General features: G+C 38.1%; 21 protein-coding genes. All 21 read left to right on the forward strand.

The genetic code is table 11. The features are described 5' to 3' along the window. The first annotated feature begins 168 nt into the window (after positions 1-168). The 21 genes from LVD15_RS15755 to LVD15_RS15855 all read left to right on the forward strand — a co-directional run bounded on the left by LVD15_RS15755 (position 169) and on the right by LVD15_RS15855 (position 21791). Positions 169-438, forward strand: a complete 270-nt coding sequence (locus LVD15_RS15755) for a YtxH domain-containing protein (RefSeq protein ID WP_233776174.1) — start codon at positions 169-171, stop codon at positions 436-438. Positions 439-490: 52 nt separating this feature from the next. Further along, entirely contained in the window at positions 491-676 is a 186-nt protein-coding gene (locus LVD15_RS15760; protein ID WP_233776175.1) for a CsbD family protein, read from the forward strand. 80 nt (positions 677-756) lie between these two features. Then, on the forward strand, positions 757-1665 hold the full coding sequence (locus LVD15_RS15765) for a mechanosensitive ion channel family protein (RefSeq protein WP_233776176.1): 909 nt from the start codon (positions 757-759) through the stop codon (positions 1663-1665). A gap of 19 nt (positions 1666-1684) precedes the next feature. Further along, positions 1685-2107: an arsenate reductase family protein gene (locus LVD15_RS15770; RefSeq protein WP_233776177.1), complete on the forward strand. Its 423-nt coding sequence runs from the start codon at positions 1685-1687 to the stop codon at positions 2105-2107. Between the two features lie 94 nt (positions 2108-2201). After that, positions 2202-3080: a mechanosensitive ion channel family protein gene (locus tag LVD15_RS15775; RefSeq protein ID WP_233776178.1), complete on the forward strand. Its 879-nt coding sequence runs from the start codon at positions 2202-2204 to the stop codon at positions 3078-3080. 10 nt (positions 3081-3090) lie between these two features. Beyond that, entirely contained in the window at positions 3091-4431 is a 1341-nt protein-coding gene (locus LVD15_RS15780) for a dihydrolipoyl dehydrogenase family protein (protein WP_233776179.1), read from the forward strand. A 2-nt stretch (positions 4432-4433) separates the two neighbouring features. Next, on the forward strand, positions 4434-5453 hold the full coding sequence (locus LVD15_RS15785; RefSeq protein WP_233776180.1) for a DNA topoisomerase IB: 1020 nt from the start codon (positions 4434-4436) through the stop codon (positions 5451-5453). Position 5454: 1 nt separating this feature from the next. After that, complete coding sequence (locus LVD15_RS15790) at positions 5455-6774, forward strand: DUF2254 domain-containing protein (protein WP_233776181.1); 1320 nt, start codon at positions 5455-5457, stop codon at positions 6772-6774. Positions 6775-6915: 141 nt separating this feature from the next. Further along, positions 6916-7278, forward strand: a complete 363-nt coding sequence (locus tag LVD15_RS15795) for a hypothetical protein (RefSeq protein ID WP_233776182.1) — start codon at positions 6916-6918, stop codon at positions 7276-7278. A 47-nt stretch (positions 7279-7325) separates the two neighbouring features. Then, a complete protein-coding gene (locus tag LVD15_RS15800; protein WP_233776183.1) occupies positions 7326-8492 on the forward strand; it encodes a baeRF7 domain-containing protein in 1167 nt (388 codons plus the stop codon). A 150-nt stretch (positions 8493-8642) separates the two neighbouring features. Then, entirely contained in the window at positions 8643-9206 is a 564-nt protein-coding gene (locus LVD15_RS15805) for a type 1 glutamine amidotransferase domain-containing protein (protein WP_233776184.1), read from the forward strand. Between the two features lie 196 nt (positions 9207-9402). Then, entirely contained in the window at positions 9403-9834 is a 432-nt protein-coding gene (locus LVD15_RS15810) for an Ohr family peroxiredoxin (RefSeq protein WP_233776185.1), read from the forward strand. Continuing rightward, positions 9831-10268: a pyridoxamine 5'-phosphate oxidase family protein gene (locus LVD15_RS15815; RefSeq protein WP_233776186.1), complete on the forward strand. Its 438-nt coding sequence runs from the start codon at positions 9831-9833 to the stop codon at positions 10266-10268. The genes LVD15_RS15810 and LVD15_RS15815 overlap by 4 nt, the downstream gene beginning before the upstream one ends. Before the next feature lie 215 nt (positions 10269-10483). Then, on the forward strand, positions 10484-15415 hold the full coding sequence (locus tag LVD15_RS15820; RefSeq protein WP_233776187.1) for a translocation/assembly module TamB domain-containing protein: 4932 nt from the start codon (positions 10484-10486) through the stop codon (positions 15413-15415). Then, positions 15412-17712, forward strand: a complete 2301-nt coding sequence (tamL, locus tag LVD15_RS15825) for a translocation and assembly module lipoprotein TamL (RefSeq protein WP_233776188.1) — start codon at positions 15412-15414, stop codon at positions 17710-17712. Before LVD15_RS15820 ends, tamL begins: the two co-directional genes overlap by 4 nt. A gap of 124 nt (positions 17713-17836) precedes the next feature. Beyond that, positions 17837-18532: a YiaD family glycine zipper/OmpA-like lipoprotein gene (locus tag LVD15_RS15830; protein WP_233776189.1), complete on the forward strand. Its 696-nt coding sequence runs from the start codon at positions 17837-17839 to the stop codon at positions 18530-18532. A 98-nt stretch (positions 18533-18630) separates the two neighbouring features. Continuing rightward, positions 18631-19872 (forward strand): BamA/TamA family outer membrane protein, encoded by a 1242-nt coding sequence (locus tag LVD15_RS15835; protein ID WP_233776190.1) that lies wholly within the window; start codon positions 18631-18633, stop codon positions 19870-19872. 32 nt (positions 19873-19904) lie between these two features. Beyond that, positions 19905-20573 (forward strand): hypothetical protein, encoded by a 669-nt coding sequence (locus tag LVD15_RS15840; RefSeq protein WP_233776191.1) that lies wholly within the window; start codon positions 19905-19907, stop codon positions 20571-20573. 82 nt (positions 20574-20655) lie between these two features. Continuing rightward, positions 20656-20865, forward strand: a complete 210-nt coding sequence (locus tag LVD15_RS15845) for a hypothetical protein (protein ID WP_233776192.1) — start codon at positions 20656-20658, stop codon at positions 20863-20865. 60 nt (positions 20866-20925) lie between these two features. After that, entirely contained in the window at positions 20926-21303 is a 378-nt protein-coding gene (locus tag LVD15_RS15850; protein WP_233776193.1) for a HepT-like ribonuclease domain-containing protein, read from the forward strand. Between the two features lie 44 nt (positions 21304-21347). Beyond that, positions 21348-21791 carry an Hsp20/alpha crystallin family protein gene (locus tag LVD15_RS15855; protein ID WP_233776194.1) on the forward strand — a complete coding sequence of 148 codons (444 nt, stop codon included), beginning with the start codon at positions 21348-21350 and terminating at the stop codon, positions 21789-21791. Positions 21792-22141 lie beyond the last annotated feature (350 nt).

Below are 22141 nucleotides of genomic sequence, written 5' to 3' on the forward strand. Positions count from 1 at the left end.
CACAAGAAGCCCGAGTTTACTATTCATTTCATATCTAATAAAATTATAAAACACTGATAATCAATTAATTATATTTAATTGGCTGATTTGGTATATCTTTTTCATGGTATAAAGTAAATAAGTCTTAAAACAGACAGCTAATTATTACGAAACTTAAATATTACAATCATGAACAATACCAACATTAAAATCATAGCAGGATTTGCAGCGGGTGCCATAGCTGGTGCATTAACAGGATTATTATTAGCTCCAGAAAGTGGAGATAGAACCAGAAAGAAACTGGGTAAGGAGTCTGATAAACTAAGAGAATCTTTGAGCAAATCAATTGCAGAGTCTTTTGATGCCGCTAAAAGTAAATATGGCAGCCTGATAGATGAATATGTTGCTGAAGGTAAAAAACAACTAGATAAAGCTAAAGAGACTGCTAAGCTTAATTAAAACTAAGCCGAGCACATTTTAAAATAGATTTAAAAACTAAAACCATAAGACCATGTCAGAATTAGAAGTAAAAGGAAACTGGAATGAAATAAAAGGTAAGCTTAAGCAAAAATATGGTGAGCTTACAGATGATGATCTGACTTTTGCAGAAGGTAAGTATGACGAGATGCTAGGAAGAGTGCAAAAGAAAACAGGTAAGTCTAAAGACGAATTGAAAAAAGAAATTGCTGAACTATAATTCACATTTCAAAAAAGAATAACCTGTAGTTCTTAACGGAGCGCAGGTTATTTTTTTATAAGCAAAAGCAACAAGAATATATGGAATTTGACTTTGAATCAGCCTTAGACAAAGTACTTGGTAAGCTAGACAGCTGGCTGGAAACGCTACTCACCATGTTGCCCAATATGGCGGTATCGGTTTTATTGTTTGTAGTGTTTATGGTACTAGCTAAGCTGGCACAGAAATTACTGGTTAGAATTTTTGAAAGGGCTTCTGATAATAAACTTTTAGAGAACCTTTTCTCTACCATGGTTTATTACAGTGTATTGGGCATAGGGATATTCATTATTCTTGGAATTTTAAAACTAGATAGAGCGGTAACATCGCTGCTGGCAGGTGTAGGAGTTGTAGGGTTGGCCTTAGGGTTTGCTTTTCAAGATATAGCAGCAAATTTTGTTTCAGGGATCATACTAGCCTTTCGCAGGCCTTCTAAAATTGGAGATGTGATCTCAGTAAAAGATTTTATGGGCACTGTAACTAAAACTAATTTAAGAGTAACAGTGCTAAAGACATTTCAGGGGCAAGAGGTGTACATACCCAACAAAGATGTGTTGCAGAGCCCCATTATTAATTACACCGTCTTAGGGCAAAGAAGAATAGACCTGGGGGTAGGTATCTCTTATGGAGATGACTTAGAAAAGGTACAGCAGGTGGTATTAGACGCCATAAAAGGGCTTGACGGCATATTAAGGCCAGATGATACCATCTTCGATTATTATGAATTTGGTAGTAGCTCTATCAATTTTAACATCCGGTTCTGGATAGAATATCCGGATCAGCCGGGCTTCCTGGCCATGAGAAATGCTGCCGTTATGGCTATTAAAAAGGCCTTTGATGAAAATGATATTACTATACCATTCCCTATTAGAACACTGGATTTTGGTATAAAAGGAGGAGAAAAGTTATCAGAGATGCCCCTACAAATGGCATCTAATGAAACTACATAAATAAAAAACGATTAAGATTATGAAAGCTGAAAATAATGAAATATTGTTTTTCTTCAATTCAGAAAAACAACAAGACCGAAAGGCGAGAGGATATGCAGATACGGTTGAAAACCATCAACTAAATGAAAAGGAAATCAATAAAGATCACCTTACAGAAACCCAGATAGCTGAAATAGCTGATGATATGGGGGTAAGAATGGTAGATCTTATTGATAAGAATTCAGGATATTATCTGGATGAGCTTAAAGATAAAGATATTTCTGATAGTGAATTAGCTACTATTATGGCTAAAAATCCTGAGGTAATAAAAACACCTATTGCTTATATGGGTAGCAAGGCATTTTTTGTAGAGGATGCTTACAGCCTGGTGCAGCAAGGATTAGAGATGAAAGGTGTGCAGTCTGATAAAGGAAATGTTTTTGAGAAATCAGTAAAACATTAATATGTCTGATGCGAAGTGCATATAAGCAATCAGCTAATCACCTCAGCAAAGAACGAGGATATATTTTAAGGGCATTAAATACTCCGAAAGATCTATGAAAGAGAGAGTATTTAATGCCTTTGCGCATTTCTGGGAGTCAATAATAGATCGGGTACCTGAAATTAGTATAGGCGTAATCATGCTGGTGTTTTTTACTATCACCGGCGTTATGCTGCGTCGTTTTACCCAGCGTAGGTTGCTTAAGAGGTTAGGAGACCAGCTACTGGCTAATTTCATAGGGCGAATTATATTTCTTGTTTTTCTGGTAATAGGTATAGTGATTTTTCGAAATCAACTAGGGCTTAGCAGAGCAGCAGGCGGTTTACTGGCAGGAGCCGGCGTTTCTGCTTTAATCATAGGCTTTGCTTTTAAAGATATAGGTGAGAATTTCCTATCGGGTTTCTTCCTGGCGTTTAGCAGACCTTTTCGCATAGGAGATATTATACAGGTAGATAGCTTCACAGGTACAGTAAGAGCTCTGAGTTTTAGAAATACGCATATACGCACTTTTGATGGGCGAGATATATTTATTCCTAACTCCATTTTAATAAAGCAACCGCTTACCAATTTTACCCGAGATGGGCTAATGAGGCATGATTTTATAGTAGGGTTAGACTATGGAGATGATATAGCCAGGGCTACAACGGTTATTTTAGATGAACTTTCTAAAATGCAAAATATTACCACTGCTGAAGGAGTGGAGCCTTTCGTTATTATTAATGATTTTGGTACCAGCACTATTAATTTAAAAATCCATTTCTGGATTAATACATATGATTTTCTGGGCTCTACCACGGTACTGAAAAGCACAGTAATGCACCAGGTGGTAAACAGACTCATTAGCGAAGGTTTCAATATGCCTGCAGATATTATAGAGTTAAAAATTTATCAGGAAGGTCAGCCGATTCCTGTAGCAGTGAAGGGAAGGCCATGAAGAAAAAATAATGAAAAAGTTTGAAGTAATAATAATAGGTAGTGGGCCGGCAGGATCTGGCATAGCGCATAAATGTGCAGGAGAAGGTAAACAAGTGGCGGTGATAGACAAGGAATTTGGAGGGACCTGTGCTTTAAAAGGCTGTACTCCTAAAAAAGTGTTGGCTGTATCATCAGAAATACTAAGGTATGCCTGCCATTTAAATGGAAAAGGGGTGAAAGATGTAAATGTAGAGCTGGATTGGGCATCGCTGATGCACTTTAAAAGATCATTTACAGAGTTGATACCTATGCATACCAAAGAGGGCTTTAAGAAGGAAGGTATAGAAGTGATAGAAGGTGAGGCCCAGTTTGTAAGTGAAAACACATTAGAAGTAAATGGTGAGCAGTATCAGGCGGACTATATAGCTATAGCTACCGGAGCCGTGGCTACCGAGCTGCCGATAGAAGGGTGTGAGCACCTCATTACCAGTGATGAACTGCTGGAGTTAAATGAAGTGCCTAAACGAGTAACTTTTGTAGGTGGAGGTTATATCGCTTTTGAATTTGCTCAGATATTGAATAAATGTGGCTGCCAAGTAACCTTACTTGAAGCCGCAGATCAGCCGCTGTCAGGCTTTGACCCCTTTTTAGCCTCGAGGCTGATTGAGTCTTTTCAGATGGAAGGTGTGGAGGTAAGAACGGGTATAAAAGTAGAGAAAATTGAAAAGCATGATAATGAATTTGCCATATCAGGTAAGCATGCGGAGGGGGAATTAGAAGTCCGTTGTGACTTGGCCATTCATGGAGCAGGCCGAATGCCTAATATCTCATCACTGCATCTGGAGAATGCTAATATTGCTTTTTCAAAAAGCGGTATTACGGTAAATGACCACATGCAAAGTGTGAGTAACAGTAAAATATACGCTGCTGGAGATGTAGCGGATACTGGCTATCCTTTTACCCTGGTGGCCGATTATGAAGGCAGAATAGTGGCTAATAATATTTTTGAAGAGGATAAAGAAAAATCATCATACCTAGGCGTTCCATTTGTTTTGTTTACTAACCCTAAAATGGCATCTGTAGGTCAGTCAGAAGCGGAACTGATAGAGAAAAATATTAAATACGAAAAGAAACAGGCCGATACCAGTCATTGGCTAATCTCCAGAAGTATGCAGGAGAATGTGAGTGGTTATAAGGTGCTCATAGGTGAAAAAGGGCAAATACTTGGTGCACATCTGGTAGGTCCTAAAGCCGATGAGGTGATCAATGGTTTTGCTATGGCCATACAACATAAGCTCTCCGTTATTGATCTTAAGAAAACTTTTGTGAGTTACCCTAGTGCTTTTGCTGAGCTTCGCAAAATGATATAGTCATGACAGATCAGAAGAGTAACTGCCCTCATGGCATCCATTATATAGCTGATGATTGCCCCGGCTTTACCAGAAAGAAAAGGGGTAGAGGCTTTTCTTATTATGATTGCGATGGAAAGAAAATTAGTGACAAAAATATAATTAAGAGGATCCAGAGCCTGGTAATACCACCTATGTGGCAAGATGTATGGATCTGTGAAGATGAAAGCGGTCACTTACAGGTAACGGGTTATGACCAGAAAGGGAGGAAGCAGTACATCTATCATCCTAAGTGGACCGAATACCAACAGAAGAATAAGTTTAACCGTCTGAAGGAGTTTGGCTTTAAGCTCCCTGATATAAGAAGGCAGCTGGAAAGGGATATCCGAAAGAAAGGATGGCCTAAGCAAAAAATCCTAGCGCTGATAGTGATGATGCTGGATGAATACTACATCAGAATTGGCAATAAGCGCTATGAGCAGGAAAATAAAACCTATGGACTAACCACGCTGAGAAGAAAGCATATTAATGAAAAAGATGGCCATTTGGTTATCAGCTTTAAGGCGAAGAGTGGAAAAGAAAGAGAAATAGATATCGGCAGTAAAAAGCTTATCAGACTGATTAAAGCAACCTCAGAACTTCCGGGCTATGAAATCTTCAGGTATCTGGATGATAGTAAACAAAGCCATAGATTAGATTCTCATGATGTAAATGAATACCTGGTGGAAATTGCCGGCGAATACTTTACCGCCAAAGATTTCAGAACCTGGGGTGGAACTATGCTGGCTCTTGAAAATTATGAGGAATCAAAAAAGGAAGTAGAAGAAAACCCCAGGCAAAAGCTGGAAACTACCATAGTGAAGAAGGTGGCCGCTGTGTTAGGGAATACAGTGGCGGTATGTCGTGAGTATTACATTCACCCAAAAGTAATGGATGTACTGCTTAAAAATAGCTTAGGCCACTATACCAAAAAGAATTTAGGAAAGCTTGAAGATGAAAAGGAATTATCCGAAGCAGAAAAGCTGGTTCTAAAAATCATTTAACATGAAAAAGATCAGACGGATACTGTATAAGGTTTCTTTTGAAGTTACCAGTAGCATTGCTTTTTACCCTACACTTATAGCAGTAGGTTTTCTGCTGTTTTCCTTTCTGGTGATGTCAGTAGAGTATGATGCTTTCATAGTTGATTTTAAGGAAGATATCCAGATTTTACTAGTACAGGGTGGAGATAATGCCAGACTAATTCTGGGCACCGCAGTGGGCAGTATTATTTCTTTAATGGTATTTAGCTTTTCCATGGTAATGGTGGTACTCAACAGGGCATCATCTACACTTTCTCCAAGAGTAATACCCGGTCTTATTACTAATAAAGCCCATCAAGTAGTGTTGGGAGTCTATCTGGGTACCATTATTTATAGCCTTATACTCACCATTAATATACAATCTGCAGATGCAGAATATCAGATTCCCTCTTTAGGCATTTTATTTTCAATGGTATTTGTAATAAGCTGTCTGGGGCTGTTCGTCTATTTTATTCATTCCATCTCCAGGGCCATTCAGGTAGATAATATTTTAGATAGCATTTATAGACAAACCGAAGAGCAATTAGAAAAAGTAGAGATAGAGGATGATTATAAAGATATACCGAATACTGATGATTGGCAGGTGCTGTATACCAAGCGAGCGGGTTATTTTAAGCAGATGAAAGAAAAAGCCCTTATGAAGATTTGCGCTAAGCATGATGTAGCTATAGAAGTGATAGAACAAAGCGGGTTTTTCATGGTAAAAGGTTATCCTTTCCTTAAAATAAGTAGAAAAATAGATGAGGAAGTAGAAGAAGATATTCGTAGCTGCTTTATCTTCTATGCAGAAGAGCATGTTTCAGATCATTATCTTTTTGGCTTTAAGCAAATATCAGAAATAGCGGTGAAAGCCCTATCGCCAGGCATAAATGATCCGGGAACTGCTATTAAGGCTATTGACCTGTTGTCTATTTTATACATTAAAAAAATGACGCATAAAGAAAGGCGATATCTGCAAAATGATGGAGGAGAACCATTGGTCATTATAAGGCAGCTATCACTAGATAGGCTTTTGTATTTTAATCTCACACCCATTAGAGAGTATGGTAAAGAAGATGCTACCGTTATGCTCAACTTGCTAGAGAGTATGAAAAATCTCGCTTATGCTGATAAAGATTTGTTGGAGCATCAGCAAATTCTTGAGAAATACACTAAGAGTATAGTGGCCTCTTGCCAAAAGCATATACATAATTCCCTTGATGTAGAGCAGATCAATGCTATGATAAAAAGGGTAAATGAATTTCTCCAAGAACAGCATCAGGTGAGGTTTATTAGCGGGTAATTATGTCCTCAAAAGTAGAATTTCATGCTCACGCAATCGGAGACCGGTGAGTCTGCGGCCTCTGATTAGCGATTATTTTATAAAATTTATTGGCACAGTATTGATACTTGAATAAAAACAACTAACCTAATAACTTTTGCTATGAAAAAACTAACAGATCAAATTCACCTTAAAAATATCCTGGCTTGTATAGAAGATATTGAAGACTACTGTCCTGATATTACGCCACAAGAATTAAGGGAAGAAGAGGTCATTATGCCTATTTACCGCAACTTTACTATGCTAGGGATAGAAGCTAACCTTGTATATGGATCTCATGAGGCATTAACCACTCTTAAAAGTTTTAAAAAGGCCGACTTTATTGAAGGTATAGGTCGTGACATTTATGCCCTTTACAATTTTATAGTGAATGAGTTAAGCAAGCTAAAATCTGAGGTAATGAGCCTTATTTCTTCAAGAGAAAAATCACAATCCACCCCCAGGCTATCTCGGATGAGCGCCTAAGGTATGCTTTTTGGATTGTCTTAGATATAACCACAAAATTAAGAGACATGGATATATTTAAGAGATCAACATTTTTAAAACTTTCTGAAATTCACCAGCCACATTGTGTGTCTATTTATATCCCTACTGAGAGGGCCGGAGGTGAAGAAGGACGTTATAAAAATAAAACCAAATTAAAGAATCAGTTAAAAGAGGCAGCTAATCAACTAAAGGTATTTGGCCTCTCCAAAACTGAGATAGATGAATATTTGCAGCCAGCACAACAGTTGTTAGACGATGAACGTAATTTCTGGTCTGAGCAGTCTGATGCGTTGGCTTTATTTATTTATGGTAATGAAATAGAGTATTTTACTTTACCATTAGAAGTACAAGAGTACACTTACGTTTCTAACCATCTGTATTTACAACCTTTGGCTAATATGCTTCATGGTTCTGGTCGTCATTTTATTATGATGCTTAGCCTTAATGAAGTGAAATTTTATGAGGCAACCCGTCATACACTTACTCCTGTAGTAGTGGAGGGCCTCATTCCGCAGGCTTTGGAAGAGACAGTAGGAGGAGACTATGAAGAAAATAGTCTGCAATTCCGTTCTGGTCAGGGAGAACAAGGGCAAGCTATGTATCACGGTCATGGCTCAGGCAACGAAACAGAAAAGAAAGAGGAAGCCGCTAAATTCTTTAAAGAAGTAAATGACGGACTCATGGAAATGCTGCACGATGAAGATGCTCCATTGGTAGTAGCTTGTGTAGACTATCTTTTCCCAATTTATATGGAGGCCAACACCTATTCTAATTTGTGCCCTAACTTTATTCAGGGAAACCATGAGCATACAGAACCTATAAAGCTCAAAGAAATGGCCTGGGATCTGGTAAAAGAAAGATTCGAAAAGGATCAACAGAAAGGCGTAGATCGTTATAATGAGTTGTTGGATGATGGAAAAGCCTCTTATAATCCGGAGCAAGCCATACCTGCGGCTATCATAGGCCAGGCAGATACCTTATTTATCCAAAAAGGACAGCATGTATGGGGTACCTACCAGCAAGATGACAATAAAGTAAAAATTAATGCTACCCACCAGGTAGGCAATGCTGACTTACTCAATAAAGCAGCAGCGGAAACCATAAAGCACGGCGGTAAAGTCTATGAATTGGAGGCGGATCAGATGCCTGATGCCGGTTCTTTAATTAATGCTGTGCTACGCTATAAAATGTAATTTTCGCCTCACATTTGTACATTCTGTGTATAGGATTTCACAGTGTTAGGCCTTGAAAACCAGTGCTAAGCATATATAGCGGCTTGGCACTGTTTTTCCACTAATTACAGTATAAAACAATAATCAACTAAACAAAAATAAAGAAGAGTTATGGATTTATTAAAAGATAAAAAAGTAGCCATTTTGGTTGCTGACGGATTTGAAGAAGTTGAGTTTACAGAACCTAAAAAAGCATTAGAAAGAGCGGGAGCTACTGTAGAGGTGATCTCGCCTAATGATGATAAAGTAAAAGCTTGGGACAGCACTGACTGGGGTAACAGCTATGATGTAGATAAAACATTAGATGCCGCATTAGCCAGTGATTATAATTCACTACTACTGCCTGGTGGTGTGCTAAACCCTGATCAGCTAAGAGCAAATGACAAAGCAGTGGAGTTTGTAACCCACTTCTTTGAAGCAGGAAAACCTATTGCAGCTATTTGCCACGGACCTTGGACGCTAATAGAGACAGGTGCTCTGGAAGGTAGAAAAGTTACTTCTTATAAGTCTATCAAAACAGACCTTATTAACGCAGGTGCTGAATGGGTAAATGAAGAAGTAGTAACAGATCAAGGGCTAGTAACCAGTAGAAACCCTGATGATATTCCTGCCTTCTGCAAAAAAATGATTGAAGAGTTCTGCGAAGGAGTACACGAAGGACAAAAAACAGTGTAATCTGTAGCTAAGAGATAAGATATAATAAGAGGTTGTATCAAAAGTAATTACTTCATGGGCGAATGTAACCTTTAGTCACTCGTAACAAAACCATTCATAACAATGGAAATGTACAGAAATTGGAGCTGACTACTAAGAGACTTTTGATACAATCTTTTTGTTTACAACGGACCTACTAACTAAATAATAGATAAAAATGAAAACCTTATATACAGCGGAAGTTACGGCACAAGGCGGTCGTGATGGACATATAAAATCTCAAGATGGAATATTAAACATGGAGCTAGCCACGCCAGAATCAATGGGTGGTAATGGAGCTCAAGGCACTAACCCTGAGCAGCTTTTTGCGGCAGCATGGGGACCTTGCTTTTTGGGTGCACTGGGCACTGTGGCTAAAAAAGAGAATGTAGAACTGGGAGATACTAAAATAGTAGTAAAAGTTTCTTTTAACGAAGAAGGTAACGGTTATGACCTTTCTGCAGCACTTAATGTGATAGATGAAAGCGTAGAAGATGATGTGCTGAACCAACTGGTAGAAAAAACACAGAAAGTTTGTCCTTATTCTAAGGCTACCGCTGGGAATATTGATGTAACTGTAACTGCAAATAAAATAGAAGTGGAGGTATGATGATTAATGGAGTAGATAAATTAAAGGAGACTATAGCTTCTATTGAAGTAGCTATGTTGGCCACTAAAACTGAAGACTCAGAGCTGGTAAGCCGCCCTATGTACACTTTGCATATGGATAAAGATGGCTATCTGTGGTTTTTCACTTCTAAAGGCTCTCCTAAAATGGATGATATAGAAGAGAATAATCATGTTAACGTAAGTTATGCAGATACACATTCTCATACTTACGCATCAGTAAGTGGTACTGCCATCTGTGTAGATGACCAAGAGCTTAAATCAAAATTATGGAATGACAGCCACAAGGCATGGTATCCTAAAGGAGTAGATGATCCTAATCTGTGCCTGCTGAGGGTAAGTGTTCAGTCAGCAGAAGTGTGGGATCAGGATACAGCTACAATGGTTTCTGTATTGACTAAACAACATGCGCTATAATTTGTTAGTAATCACAGTAGTAAAGTAAAAGTTAAAACTGAACCGTCTTAGTAAAATAAGATGGTTCTTTTTTATTTAGATATTCATAACACTTATTAATATATGGCCGTTATTTTGGCAAGGCTACATATATGGGGCAGAAGAAATTAACAAAAATTTTAAAAAAAATACTGAAGGTAACAATCTGGTTTATAATCAGTTTAGTGCTATTGCTTGTGGTTGTTATTTTTTCGCTTCGTATACCAAAAGTGCAAGAGTTTGTAACGGGGAAAGCTTTAGACTTTTTTAAAAGTAAGGTAAATACAGAGGCCAGTATAGGCCGGCTATATGTGGGCTTTCCTAAAAGTATAATAATAGAAGACATTTACGTAGAAGATCAGCAGCAAGATACCTTGCTGTATTCTCATTATATAGAGGTCAATACAGATTTAAGGGGCCTTCTGGATAATAAATTTCAAATCAATGATCTGGAAGTAGATAAGCTGGTGGCCAATATTTACAACACTTCATCAGATAGCACCTTTAACTATCAGTTTATTGCCGATGCCTTTACCAGCCAGGATACCACACAAGCTCCGGCAGATACCACGCAGAGCAAACCCTTTGAATTTTCTATTAAAGAAATAAGCATTAAAAAAGCGAATGTTGTGTATGATGATCTTTTTAACGGATCCAGCTTACAGGTAAATGTAGGTGACTTATACACTTTTATCTCCACTTTCGATCTTATTAATTCTCAAATTATAGTTGATGATATTGAGCTCAAAAATAGTGAAGGCAGTTTCAAAATTTTAAAATCTACCGTAGATGAGCCTGATACTACCAGTACTGAAATTTTTGACATACAGGGCAAATCATTACTAGTCAATAATGTGAAGTTTACTTTTGAAGATCATCCTGGTAATTTAAAACTGCTTACAGACATAGGTGAAGCAGGAATTGAAGTGGATAGCATGAGCCTGGAGCGTCAGGTTTATGTGGCTAAAAAAATTGATCTTAAAAAATCCTTTGTATCTATTGATCAGTTTACGTCTTCAGATTCCACAGCTCAGTCACCAACTGATACCACGTCCACAGCCAGTGATACCACTTCTCTGGAAATATTAGCTGGTACTGCTCAGGCTACCGTGGCAGATGTAGATTTTAGACTATACAATCACAATTATGAAAAGGCAGAAGGTTTTGATCCTAATCATATGTGGTTTCAAAAGCTCAATGCAGATCTTAAAGATATTGTTTTTGAAAATGGCTACGCTAACGGTACGGTAAAAAGCATGTCAGGGATAGAGAATGGAGGTTTTCATCTCAAGGAATTTGAGACAGAATTTAAATATGCTGCTGAAGAATCTCTGGTGAAGAACCTACATTTGGTGACCGAACACAGCCAGATAGACGGAGAATTGGCCATAGGCTATCCTTCGTTAGAAGCCTTGCAAACTAACCTCAACCAGTTGCAAATAGACGCTTCTATTCAAAGATCAAGAATAGATTTTGAAGATGTATTTTATTTTCAGCCGGCCCTCAAGCAGAGTATGTCCTATTTTACAGGATCTGCCAGTCAGGTGATCTTTCAAGGAGATATTCAAGGCTCATTAGATAACTTAAAAGTGAATGGCGTAAAAGCGGAAGCTTTGAGAGATACTCGTTTAGCCGTAAATGGAACTATCAAAGGTCTGCCAGATATAAATAATACTTCCGTAGATCTGAAATTAAGAAATCTGTCTACTTCATCTGATGATATTGCTACCGTAGTGCCAGATACACTGCTGCCGCAGAATTTAACCATCCCCGAAGAAATTACCTTGCAAGGAAATGTAGAAGGGAGCATGAATAATTTTAGCTCTAAAATTAATATAAAAACCTCCTTAGGAGAGGCACTTGCCGATGTGAGTATGCAGCTAAAAGATGATAGCCTTTATCATTATAATGGAGCCGTGGAGGTAGATAGTTTTAACATAGGTAAGCTACTGCAGCAAGAGCAGACTATAGGCCATGTAACCTTTAATATGAAGGCTGAAGGGAAAGGGTTTTCTATACAGGATCTTGATACCCAGCTCAAAGGAGAAGTATCTTCTTTGCAATATAATAGCTATAACTATCAAAACATCTCTGTTAATGGTGTAGTAAAGTCCGAAGAATTTAATGGTGAGTTAGGAATGGATGACCCTAATGTGGATTTTGATTTTAACGGCCTAGTAAGTCTCAATGACAGCATTCCTCACTATCAGTTTACACTGGATATGCGCACGCTGGATCTCTACGCACTTAATTTTACGCGTGAGGAAATCAAGGTTCGTGGTAAAGTGGAATCAGATATAAGAATGGCTTCGGTTGAGAAGATCAATGGCACCTTGTCTATTCAGGATTTTGTTATGGGCAAAGGCACTCATGTGTATCAGATGGATACCTTCCTGCTTTCTTCCACAGCCAATGAAGATAGTACCAATATCAGTATTAAATCAAATATTATTACGGCTGAGTTTGCTGGTAATTTTGATATTGTAACCTTGCCACAAGTGCTGGAGCAGCATTTTAACAGGTATTATGAACTCCAGGGAGTGGAAGATGTAGATGAACTGACACCTCAAAGCTTTGATTTTGATATTAACATATTGCAGCCAGGCTTTTTCACTAACCTGCTTATTCCTGAACTAACTGAGCTCCGGCCAGGTGATATAAAAGGTAATTATAATAGTGAATTATGGGAGCTCAACCTGGATATTAATATGCACCGATTGGCTTATGGAAGCAATCAGGTAGATTCATTAGGAATACAAGTAAACTCTGATGAAGCAGGCTTGCAGTATCTGGTGAAAATAGGAAGTATTGGCAATGGCTCTATAAAAGTTGATCATGTAAATTGGCGAGGAAATGTGGAGGCTGATCACATAAAAACTGAGTTGCTCATCAATGATAAAAAGGGTGAAAATAAATACATGTTTGGCGGCATTTTCATCAGTGGCGAAGATTATTCTCGCTTTCAGTTTACACCAGGGGAATTTATTCTTAATTATAAGGAATGGGAAGTGAGGCCATCCAACACTATAGATTTGTATGCGTCAGGTATCTGGGTGAAAAACATGGAACTGAGCGAAGGTGGCCAAAGTATTTCAATAGAGTCACAGGTAAATGACGAAAAGGACAGTACACTGGCTGTAAATATTAAGGATTTTAGTCTGGGCTCTTTAGGTAAGTTTGAAGAATCTGAGGAGTATCTTATCAATGGAATTTTTAATGGAGAATTTCACCTACTTATGGAGCAGGCAAAATTTGCCTTCACTTCTGATGTAGACATCGAAGACTTTAGCTATAAAGGAGATACATTAGGAAACGTAAGCGTTTTAGCCAGCAATGAAGGAAATGCCAAGTACAACCTTGATCTCGATATAAAAAATAACCTGAATAATGTAAAAGTTGATGGCTACTACCTGGCGGACAGCGTTCCTGAGATTCATCTGGATGCCAACCTGGTGAATTTGGAGCTTGCCAGCATACAGTCCTTTACTATGGGGCAGCTCACTGAGATGGAGGGCAGTATAAAAGGGAATCTCAAAATTAGAGGTACCACTTCAGAGCCCGATATAGTGGGTAAGGTGAATTTTGATGACGCTAAATTTAATGTTACCTACTTAAAAAGTGTATTTTCTCTTAATAATGAAACACTCAACTTCACCAGGTCAGGAATTACGTTTAATAATTTCAATATTGATGATGTAGATGGTAATTCGGCTACAATAAATGGAGAAGTTACTACCGATGATTATGCTTTTTATAAGTTCGATCTAAGGCTGAAAACAAAAGATTTTCTATTTCTGGATACCGATGCAAAAGATAATGAACTGTATTACGGCCGCATTAAGCTTAATAGTACAGCCAAAATTACGGGTAACTCAGATCAGCCTAACGTAGATCTTGATGTAGGTATGAGTAAAGGCAGTGAGCTTACTTATGTTATTCCAGAACAGCAAATTACAGAACAACAGACAGAAGACATTGTCCAGTGGATTGATAAAGACATTCAAAATGATCCTTTTTATGAGCAATTTCAGACTAAGGAAGAAGATCAAGACAGCATTGATGCGCAGATTACTGGTCTAAATATTAATGCCAATATCAATATTAACAATGATAATACGCTTAATGTAGTAATAGACCCTGTTACGGGTGATAAGCTTACAGTAAAAGGAACATCTACTTTAAAACTAAGCATTAAACCAAGTGGAGAGATGACTCTGGCCGGTCGCTACGAGGTGTATGAGGGTAGTTATAATATGAATTTTTATGGACTGGTAAAGAGAGAGTTCAGGCTGGAAAGGGGTAGTTATTTACTCTGGACTGGAGATGTGCTAAATGCGCGGATGGACTTGTCTGCCGTAAACGAAGTGCGAGCAGCTCCTCCTGCAGAGGTATCTTCCAGTGACGTGTCTAGTCAAAAAATACCATTTTTGGTGTATATAGATATTAAAGGTGAGCTTTTAACTCCTGATATATCATTTCGTCTGGGCATAGAAGAGGGTGCTGCGGCCAGTCAGGCAGTAGCTTCCTACGTGAATCAGCTCAATACCAGAAAAGATGAGCTAGATCAGCAGGTCTTTGGATTGTTGTTGTTTAAAAATTTCCTTACCGGTACCTCTTCTAATAATAGTAATGGCAATGTAGCACAGACTACAGCCACTAATAGTGTGAGTAGAATTTTGAATTCGCAGCTCAGTAAGCTATCCAGTAAGGTCAAGGGTGTAGAACTTTCTTTAAATCTGGAGTCAAACGGAGCGCCAACTAACTCAGATGACCCTTTATCTAATACTCAGCTAGAGTTAGGCTTATCAAAACAGTTATTTAATAATAGGGTTGTAGTAAAAGTAGCGGGTAATTTTAATCTGGATCAGAGCGAACAGAACCGTCAGCAAGGTATGAATGATTTTGCTGGAGATATCAGAATAGAATATAAACTTACTGATGATGGCAGGTACAGGCTGGTGGGCTTTAGAGAAAATGAATATGATAATTTGTTTCAGGGTGGAGATGATATAGTGAAAACGGGAGTAGGAGTAATCTTTGTGCGTGACTACGACAGTTTTAGAGAGCTTTTCAATGCTAAAGACAAGCAAGAGCAAGATAAAGAACAGACAAGAGATAATAAAAATTGATCAATAGACCATACATATTAGTTATAGTATTGGGCATACTACTCATAGTAGCTTCATGTTCAGGAGTAAAACACTTGGAAGAAGGCCAGACCTTCTATGGTGGAGGTGAAGTAGTATTCGCCACCAAGAGAGACTTTAAAAAGAAAAATGAAGTAAAAAGGGAGCTGGAAACGCTCATTACACCTACTCCGAATACTAAAGTATTGGGCTCCAGGCCTAAAGTATGGTTTTATCATTTGGCCGGAGAGCCTAAAAAGGAAAAAGGCTTTAAATACTGGATGCGAACTAAGTTGGGAGCACCTCCGGTACTTATGGAAGATGTAGATATTTATCGTACCCAAAGCCTTATAGAAAGTAGAATTAAAAATGAAGGCGTTTTCCAAAGTAGAGTGGAGGTGAAAACCAAGACCAAACACCATGAAACTACGGTAGATTATATCACCTATTTGAGTCGTCCTTACCGTTATGATTCTATTTATTTGCCCGAAGGAGACGGTAAGTTAGAAAAGGCCATCCGAGGATTAAAGGAGGGAATGGTTTTTAAGAAAGGCGATAGATATGACCTTAATGATCTGGAAGATGAGCGACTAAGGCTTGAACGCGAACTGAAAAATAGCGGATTTTATTTCTTTCAGGATGATTACATTCTATTTGAGGCGGATAGTACCGTAGGAGACAGGCAGGTAGATGTATACATGACCATTAAAAAGGAAACGCCAGAGAATGCAAAGCGAACCTATACGCTGGGAGAGATCAATGTGTTTGCTAATTATGATTTTGCCGGCACTTCACAGGCAAATGTTTCAGATACCATAAAAGTAGATAGCGTTAACTATTACTCTGATAATAAGGAGTTCAGGCCTAAGGCTATTACTGATCATATAAAGCTAAGAAAAGGTAATATCTATACTAATGAAGATGAAGAGGTCACGATAGATCGATTACTTCAGTTAGACGTTTTTAAGTTTGTGAATGTAGACATTGAAGAGATGTCAGATGATCAGCTCAAAACTGATATTTATTTAACGCCATTCAAGAAGAAATCTATTCGTTTTGAAGTGCAGGGAGTGTCTAAATCCAATGCCTTTATAGGGCCTAACTTCAATGCGGCTTTTAGAAATAGAAATGCCTTTGGAGGTGCCGAATTGTATGAATTATCACTCAATACAGGTTATGAAATACAAGTAGGAGGTAACCAAAATCAGAGTAATGGTGGGGCATTAAATTCATATAGTGTAGGAATACAAAACACCCTCACTATTCCTAGATTTATCACTCCTTTTAATATAGATTTTCACTCTTTTAAATACGTACCACAGACCCTTATCAAAGCAGGTTTTGCTATGCAGAAAAGGAGTAACTTCTTTACTTCTTATACAGCTAATCTGGGGTATGGGTTTAGGTGGAATGAAACTCCTACCCGTAGACACGAGCTCTTCCCTATAGATATTGATTTTATTCAGCTCAGTAGTACTTCTGATGAGTTTGAACAGTTGCTTAATGATAATCCGTTTCTAGCCAGAAGTTATGCAGAGCAGTATATTTTGGGTACTTCATATTCTTTTTACTATAACTCTCAGGGTAAAACAGGGAGAGATAGAAGAACCAGCAACTATTATTTTAATGGAAACATAGATATTTCAGGAAACCTTATGCAGCTAGGGCAGTCGCTATTAAATTCATCTTCAGAAGAGCCTTATGAAGTATTAGGATATCCTTATTCTCAGTTTGCTCGTGCTGATATTGACTTTCGCTACTACCTGCGGCTCGACGAACAGAACAAAATAGCCACGCGGGTGATTGCCGGAATAGGCTATGCTTTCGGAAATTCCATTTCATTGCCTTACAGTAAATCGTTTGCTTCTGGAGGTAGTAGCAGTTTAAGAGCCTTCAGAGCCCGATCAGTGGGTCCGGGTACCTTTGAGCCTGACACCTCTCAGGTGTTTATTGATCAGATAGGGGATATAAAGCTGGAAGGAAATATTGAATACCGATTCGAAATAGTGGGAGCTTTTAAAGGAGCTGTGTTTTTAGATGCTGGTAACATCTGGACGATGAGAGAAGAGGAGGAGCGCCCCGGCGGTAAATTTAACTTCAGTGATTTTTACAAGCAATTGGCCATAGGTACTGGTTTTGGCTTTCGCTTCGATGCCGATTTCTTTGTGGTACGCCTAGATTTAGGGTATCCGCTGCGAGACCCAGCCATAGAAACGCCTGCTAATACACGTCAATCAGACAGAAATCCTTCTGAACTCAGCAAAATAGTATATAACATTGCCATAGGGTATCCTTTTTAATTAATTGTGGAATAAAGTCTACAATAAGAAAATCAATATCTTCGTTTTTGGTTAATTAACTTACATTAGTGAGAATGGTATTTTATTTGGTAAATAAAAGTAGAATTAAACAACTATGAATACTATGAAACCAGTTAGAAATAGAGCAATATCATTAGCCACAGCTATTGTTATTTTATCTACATTTATTTTATCATCCTATCTATTAACAGGTTGCCAGGCGAGTAATACTCATAAAGGTGGCGCAGTAGGAGCTGCAGCGGGAGGAGCCATAGGAGCTGCTATAGGTAGTGGATCTGATAATACAGCAGTAGGAGCCATCATAGGAGCAGCAGTAGGAGGTACAGCCGGAGCTTTGATAGGTCGTAGAATGGATAAGCAGGCTGAAGAGCTTAGAAGAGATTTAGAAGGAGCTAAGGTAGAACGTGTGGGTGAAGGTATTAAAATCACTTTTGATTCAGGTCTTTTGTTTGATACAGATTCTTATAGTTTGAAATCTACTATGAAGCAGAACCTTTCAGATTTAGCTACTACGCTTAATAAATATGAAGACACTAATATCTTAATAGAAGGACATACTGATAGCACTGGTTCTGACAGTTATAACCAGACCTTATCAGAGCAAAGAGCTAATTCAGTTTCTTCTTATTTAATGGCTCAGGGAGTTAGTACTTCCAGAGTTAAAACTCAGGGATATGGAGAAAGTCAACCCATAGCAGATAATAGCACTGCCAGTGGAAGACAACAGAACAGAAGAGTAGAAGTAGCCATTTATGCTAACAAGAAAATGAAAAAAATGGCCGAAAGAGGAGAATTATAATGAACATACTCAATTAAAATTTTCATATTAATCCCAATTGCGATATTTTCGGAATTGGGATTTTTATTCTTAATAAGAGATCGCTTTATATTTATTAATTGAAACCATTTATTTTCATTGGCCTATTTGTTATCACAGCTTTAAGCGGTTATGCACAAAAGCAAAAACCTGATAGCGGTATGGATAGCGTGGCCGTGAGAGGTAGGACGTTTCTTATTCTGGCAGATTCCTCTCTTTATATAGAAAGAGATACCATTCTGCTGCTGCCAGACTCCATAGCTATACAACTTCACAAAGATGAAACCCAGCGGTCAGATGCATTCTATCAAAAATTAAAAGATAAGTTTTATAAAAAAAGGTTTACTAAAGAGCTTTATGATCTGCTTTTTGTAGATGTTAACCGGCATAAAAAGAGCAAGCCTAAGGAGCCCACCATCTCTAATCAGGATTTTTACCAATTGTATGCAGGCCGAAGAATTAAAAGTGTAAATGTTAAAAAGCTGGAAGTATTTGGTACCAGCATTAATGACACAACCAAACATACCAATTCCTGGGCTATTGGAGTGGCTAATGATCTGCACGTTTATACTCGTAGTTATATCATAAAAAACAATATATTCTTTGAGATGGGAGACATGTTAGATCCTGACATGCTCAAAGATAGTGAGCGGGTACTCAGGGGGCTGCCCTTTATTAAAGATGCCCGAATATATGTAGTGCCAGATGAAGATACTGATTTTGTAAATATTCTTATTCTCGTCAAAGATGTATGGTCCATCACCGGTGAGCTCGATTTTGGTGGGGTAGAAAGCATGGATGTGGCAGTTATCGATCGTAACTTCTTAGGCTTGGGGCAGGAGTTTAGAAATGAGTTTTTATATGACTCTGATGAAAAGCCCATGATTGGCTATGACGGCACTTACACTGTTAATAATATTTATAAAACTTTCATCACCGGAGAGGTAAACTATGCTTACTCCGAACCTCGGGATAGAATAGGCGTCCGGTTATTCAAAAACTTCATAACCCCGGAAATTAAATATGCGGGTGGGGTAGAGCTGAGCCATAACGATGTTAGAGTAGACAGAGAATACCCCGATACTACCTATACGTTTTATACAAAATTTAATTATCAAGACTATTGGTTGGGTCGTTCATGGCTAATTTCATCAGATGAAGATAAAGGGCGTGTAAACATACAGGTGGCTGGAGGTTACAGCAAATACAAGTATATAGACAGGCCAGTAGTTACAGTAGATACCAACCAACTCTATTTTGATAGAAAATTATACTTATTTTTGCAGGTATATCCAGAAGAAATTATGAGAAAAGCTCACTGATTACAGGCTATGGTAGAACGGAGGATATACCCATGGGCTACTCCCTTGAATTAACTGCAGGTAGAGAGTTGAATGAATTTTATGATCGCAATTATATTGGCGGCAGGTTCACCGTTGGTCAGTATGTCAGAAGGGTGGGGTATCTTCGTCCATCATTACAGATTGGCGGCTTTTTACATAACGGCAGCATGGAGCAGGGGATAGTAAGAGCTCGGGTGCAGTACTTTAGCTTCTTGTATCGCTTTCATAGAATTAATTTCAGACAGTTTTTTAATATTGATTATACCCTGGGTATAGATCGCTTTGGTTATGAATACCTGAATATTAATGATAGAAATGGTATCCGTGGGCTTAGCAATACTTTTCTCAGAGGTAATAAAAAGATTACCTTAAGGGCAGAGACCATCGCCTTTACACCGTTTTATGTTATCGGTTTTCGTTTTGCGGTATTTGGCTTTGCTGATTTTGCTGTTATCAATAGAAACTCTCCAAAACTATTTAAGAATAAGCTTTACCAGGGTTATGGACTAGGGTTAAGGCTAAGAAATGAAAACCTGGCTATCAGTACCATTCAAATACGGCTGGCCTGGTATCCGCAGGTGCCAAGTGGAGAATCTAATTTCGGAGTGAGAGTTAGTGGCCAGACATCTAACCGCATACCCGATTTCAGAATAGAAAGACCCGCTGTAATAGAGTTTTAAGCCACATTCTGTGGAACTCAATCCACGCCCTTTCATACAAAAAAAGCATCTTATTCCCTCAGACCGCCTTATACTCGGTGGCATGAATTTTATACTTTATAGTGTAGATCATTTAACTATACAAGACATGAAAAAGCTATTAATAATATTATCGTTAGGCTTCATTATTGGAGCATGTGACAACCCTAAGCAAGCTACCGAAGATGACAAAGGAGCTGTAAAGGGAGATACGCTAAACCCTAGAGAAGGAAAAGGTGAAGGAGATGTAGGTGAAGGGGTATATGGGCAATAATATTTAATAGTTATGCCATGAGATAAACGAATTAAGTGAAAAAGAAAAAGTAAGCTAATTATGGAAACTGAAGAAAAGCAACTGCATTTAAACAATATTATCAAGGGTATGGAAGAGGTAATAGAACTAACCAGAGAGTTAGATTATCATCAATTTACCCAAGAAGAGCAAATCAAAGAGGAAGTGTACAGTAATCTGCAAATGATAGGTCAGGCTGCTTATCAGCTATCTATCAGCTCAGATGAGGCACAGGATCTCAACTTTGATACTGATATATTAAGCGGATTTAGAAATGCGAGATATAACGAAGAAGTAGAAATGGATCATCAAATGGTATGGGGAGTCATTCAAAATGACCTACCGTTACTGAGAGATGAGGCTATTGAAGCTTCAGCAGAATTAGGTACACCGGCGGAAAATGCTAACACCCTTCAATAAGAAATTCTGCTGAACAGAATTTTTAACCTAAAAGTAAAATAACCATGTTATACGATATTGAAAACTATAATAAAAGAAATGATTTAAACCCCGGATTTTGGGATCAGTTTACGAATAGAGATGTTTTTGAGGATTTTCCTTTTGAAAGAGGCCCGAAGAGATTACCAGCAGTAAATGTAATTGAAAATAATCAGGAATTCATCCTGGAATTAGCGTCTCCCGGCATGTGTAAGGATAACTATAAGCTGGAAGTTCAAAATAACATCTTGAATATTTCTGGAGACGTAAGGTCCAACGCAGAGAAGAGCAAGGAAAGCTATACCAGGAGAGAGTTTAATTATGCTTCTTTCACCCGATCGTTTATGCTGCCAGACTATGTGAAGCAAGAAGAAATAGCAGCAAGCTGTTCAGACGGAATTCTCACCGTTCACATTCCTAAAAGAGAGGAAGCAGAAGTAGAAACCAAAAGAGAGATTCTTATAGACTAAGAAATAAAGATACACCCCGAGAGAAAAGCTTCTTTCGGGGATTTTTTTGGTGTAAGGTTTTGGTTACACCTCCAAATTCATGCACTATGGGCAAAACCCATAGAATTTTTTTTAACAAGTTGATATTCAGAGCGATTAGCCTATTTTTTTACTGAAATGTACAATAAATTCCTTGTTTTTCAATCCTTTGCAAAATCGGCCTATTTTATTTATATGAATTCTAAATAAATCTGAAAAGGCCATTTTTGACGCAAAGGGGGCATTTTTTCACCTCTCTAACGGGAGCATGTCGATTTTTGTTGCATTAGGTGTCAAAAGCCACCATAAATATGTTTGAAATAAACTAAACC

The organism is Fulvivirga maritima (genome assembly GCF_021389955.1).
GTDB classification, from domain to species: Bacteria; Bacteroidota; Bacteroidia; order Cytophagales; family Cyclobacteriaceae; genus Fulvivirga; species Fulvivirga maritima.

What these genes read in the sequence shown, in the direction of transcription:
- LVD15_RS15795 (WP_233776182.1), top strand. Translation starts at nt 6,916, where the DNA reads ATGAAAAAACTAACAGATCAAATTCACCTTAAAAATATCCTGGCTTGT.
- LVD15_RS15775 (WP_233776178.1), top strand. Translation starts at nt 2,202, where the DNA reads ATGAAAGAGAGAGTATTTAATGCCTTTGCGCATTTCTGGGAGTCAATA.
- LVD15_RS15810 (WP_233776185.1), top strand. Translation starts at nt 9,403, where the DNA reads ATGAAAACCTTATATACAGCGGAAGTTACGGCACAAGGCGGTCGTGAT.
- LVD15_RS15755 (WP_233776174.1), top strand. Translation starts at nt 169, where the DNA reads ATGAACAATACCAACATTAAAATCATAGCAGGATTTGCAGCGGGTGCC.
- LVD15_RS15845 (WP_233776192.1), top strand. Translation starts at nt 20,656, where the DNA reads ATGAATTTTATACTTTATAGTGTAGATCATTTAACTATACAAGACATG.
- LVD15_RS15780 (WP_233776179.1), top strand. Translation starts at nt 3,091, where the DNA reads ATGAAAAAGTTTGAAGTAATAATAATAGGTAGTGGGCCGGCAGGATCT.
- LVD15_RS15840 (WP_233776191.1), top strand. Translation starts at nt 19,905, where the DNA reads ATGGGCTACTCCCTTGAATTAACTGCAGGTAGAGAGTTGAATGAATTT.
- LVD15_RS15815 (WP_233776186.1), top strand. Translation starts at nt 9,831, where the DNA reads ATGATGATTAATGGAGTAGATAAATTAAAGGAGACTATAGCTTCTATT.
- LVD15_RS15850 (WP_233776193.1), top strand. Translation starts at nt 20,926, where the DNA reads ATGGAAACTGAAGAAAAGCAACTGCATTTAAACAATATTATCAAGGGT.
- LVD15_RS15760 (WP_233776175.1), top strand. Translation starts at nt 491, where the DNA reads ATGTCAGAATTAGAAGTAAAAGGAAACTGGAATGAAATAAAAGGTAAG.
- LVD15_RS15855 (WP_233776194.1), top strand. Translation starts at nt 21,348, where the DNA reads ATGTTATACGATATTGAAAACTATAATAAAAGAAATGATTTAAACCCC.
- LVD15_RS15800 (WP_233776183.1), top strand. Translation starts at nt 7,326, where the DNA reads ATGGATATATTTAAGAGATCAACATTTTTAAAACTTTCTGAAATTCAC.
- LVD15_RS15765 (WP_233776176.1), top strand. Translation starts at nt 757, where the DNA reads ATGGAATTTGACTTTGAATCAGCCTTAGACAAAGTACTTGGTAAGCTA.
- LVD15_RS15785 (WP_233776180.1), top strand. Translation starts at nt 4,434, where the DNA reads ATGACAGATCAGAAGAGTAACTGCCCTCATGGCATCCATTATATAGCT.
- LVD15_RS15805 (WP_233776184.1), top strand. Translation starts at nt 8,643, where the DNA reads ATGGATTTATTAAAAGATAAAAAAGTAGCCATTTTGGTTGCTGACGGA.
- LVD15_RS15830 (WP_233776189.1), top strand. Translation starts at nt 17,837, where the DNA reads ATGAAACCAGTTAGAAATAGAGCAATATCATTAGCCACAGCTATTGTT.
- LVD15_RS15770 (WP_233776177.1), top strand. Translation starts at nt 1,685, where the DNA reads ATGAAAGCTGAAAATAATGAAATATTGTTTTTCTTCAATTCAGAAAAA.
- LVD15_RS15790 (WP_233776181.1), top strand. Translation starts at nt 5,455, where the DNA reads ATGAAAAAGATCAGACGGATACTGTATAAGGTTTCTTTTGAAGTTACC.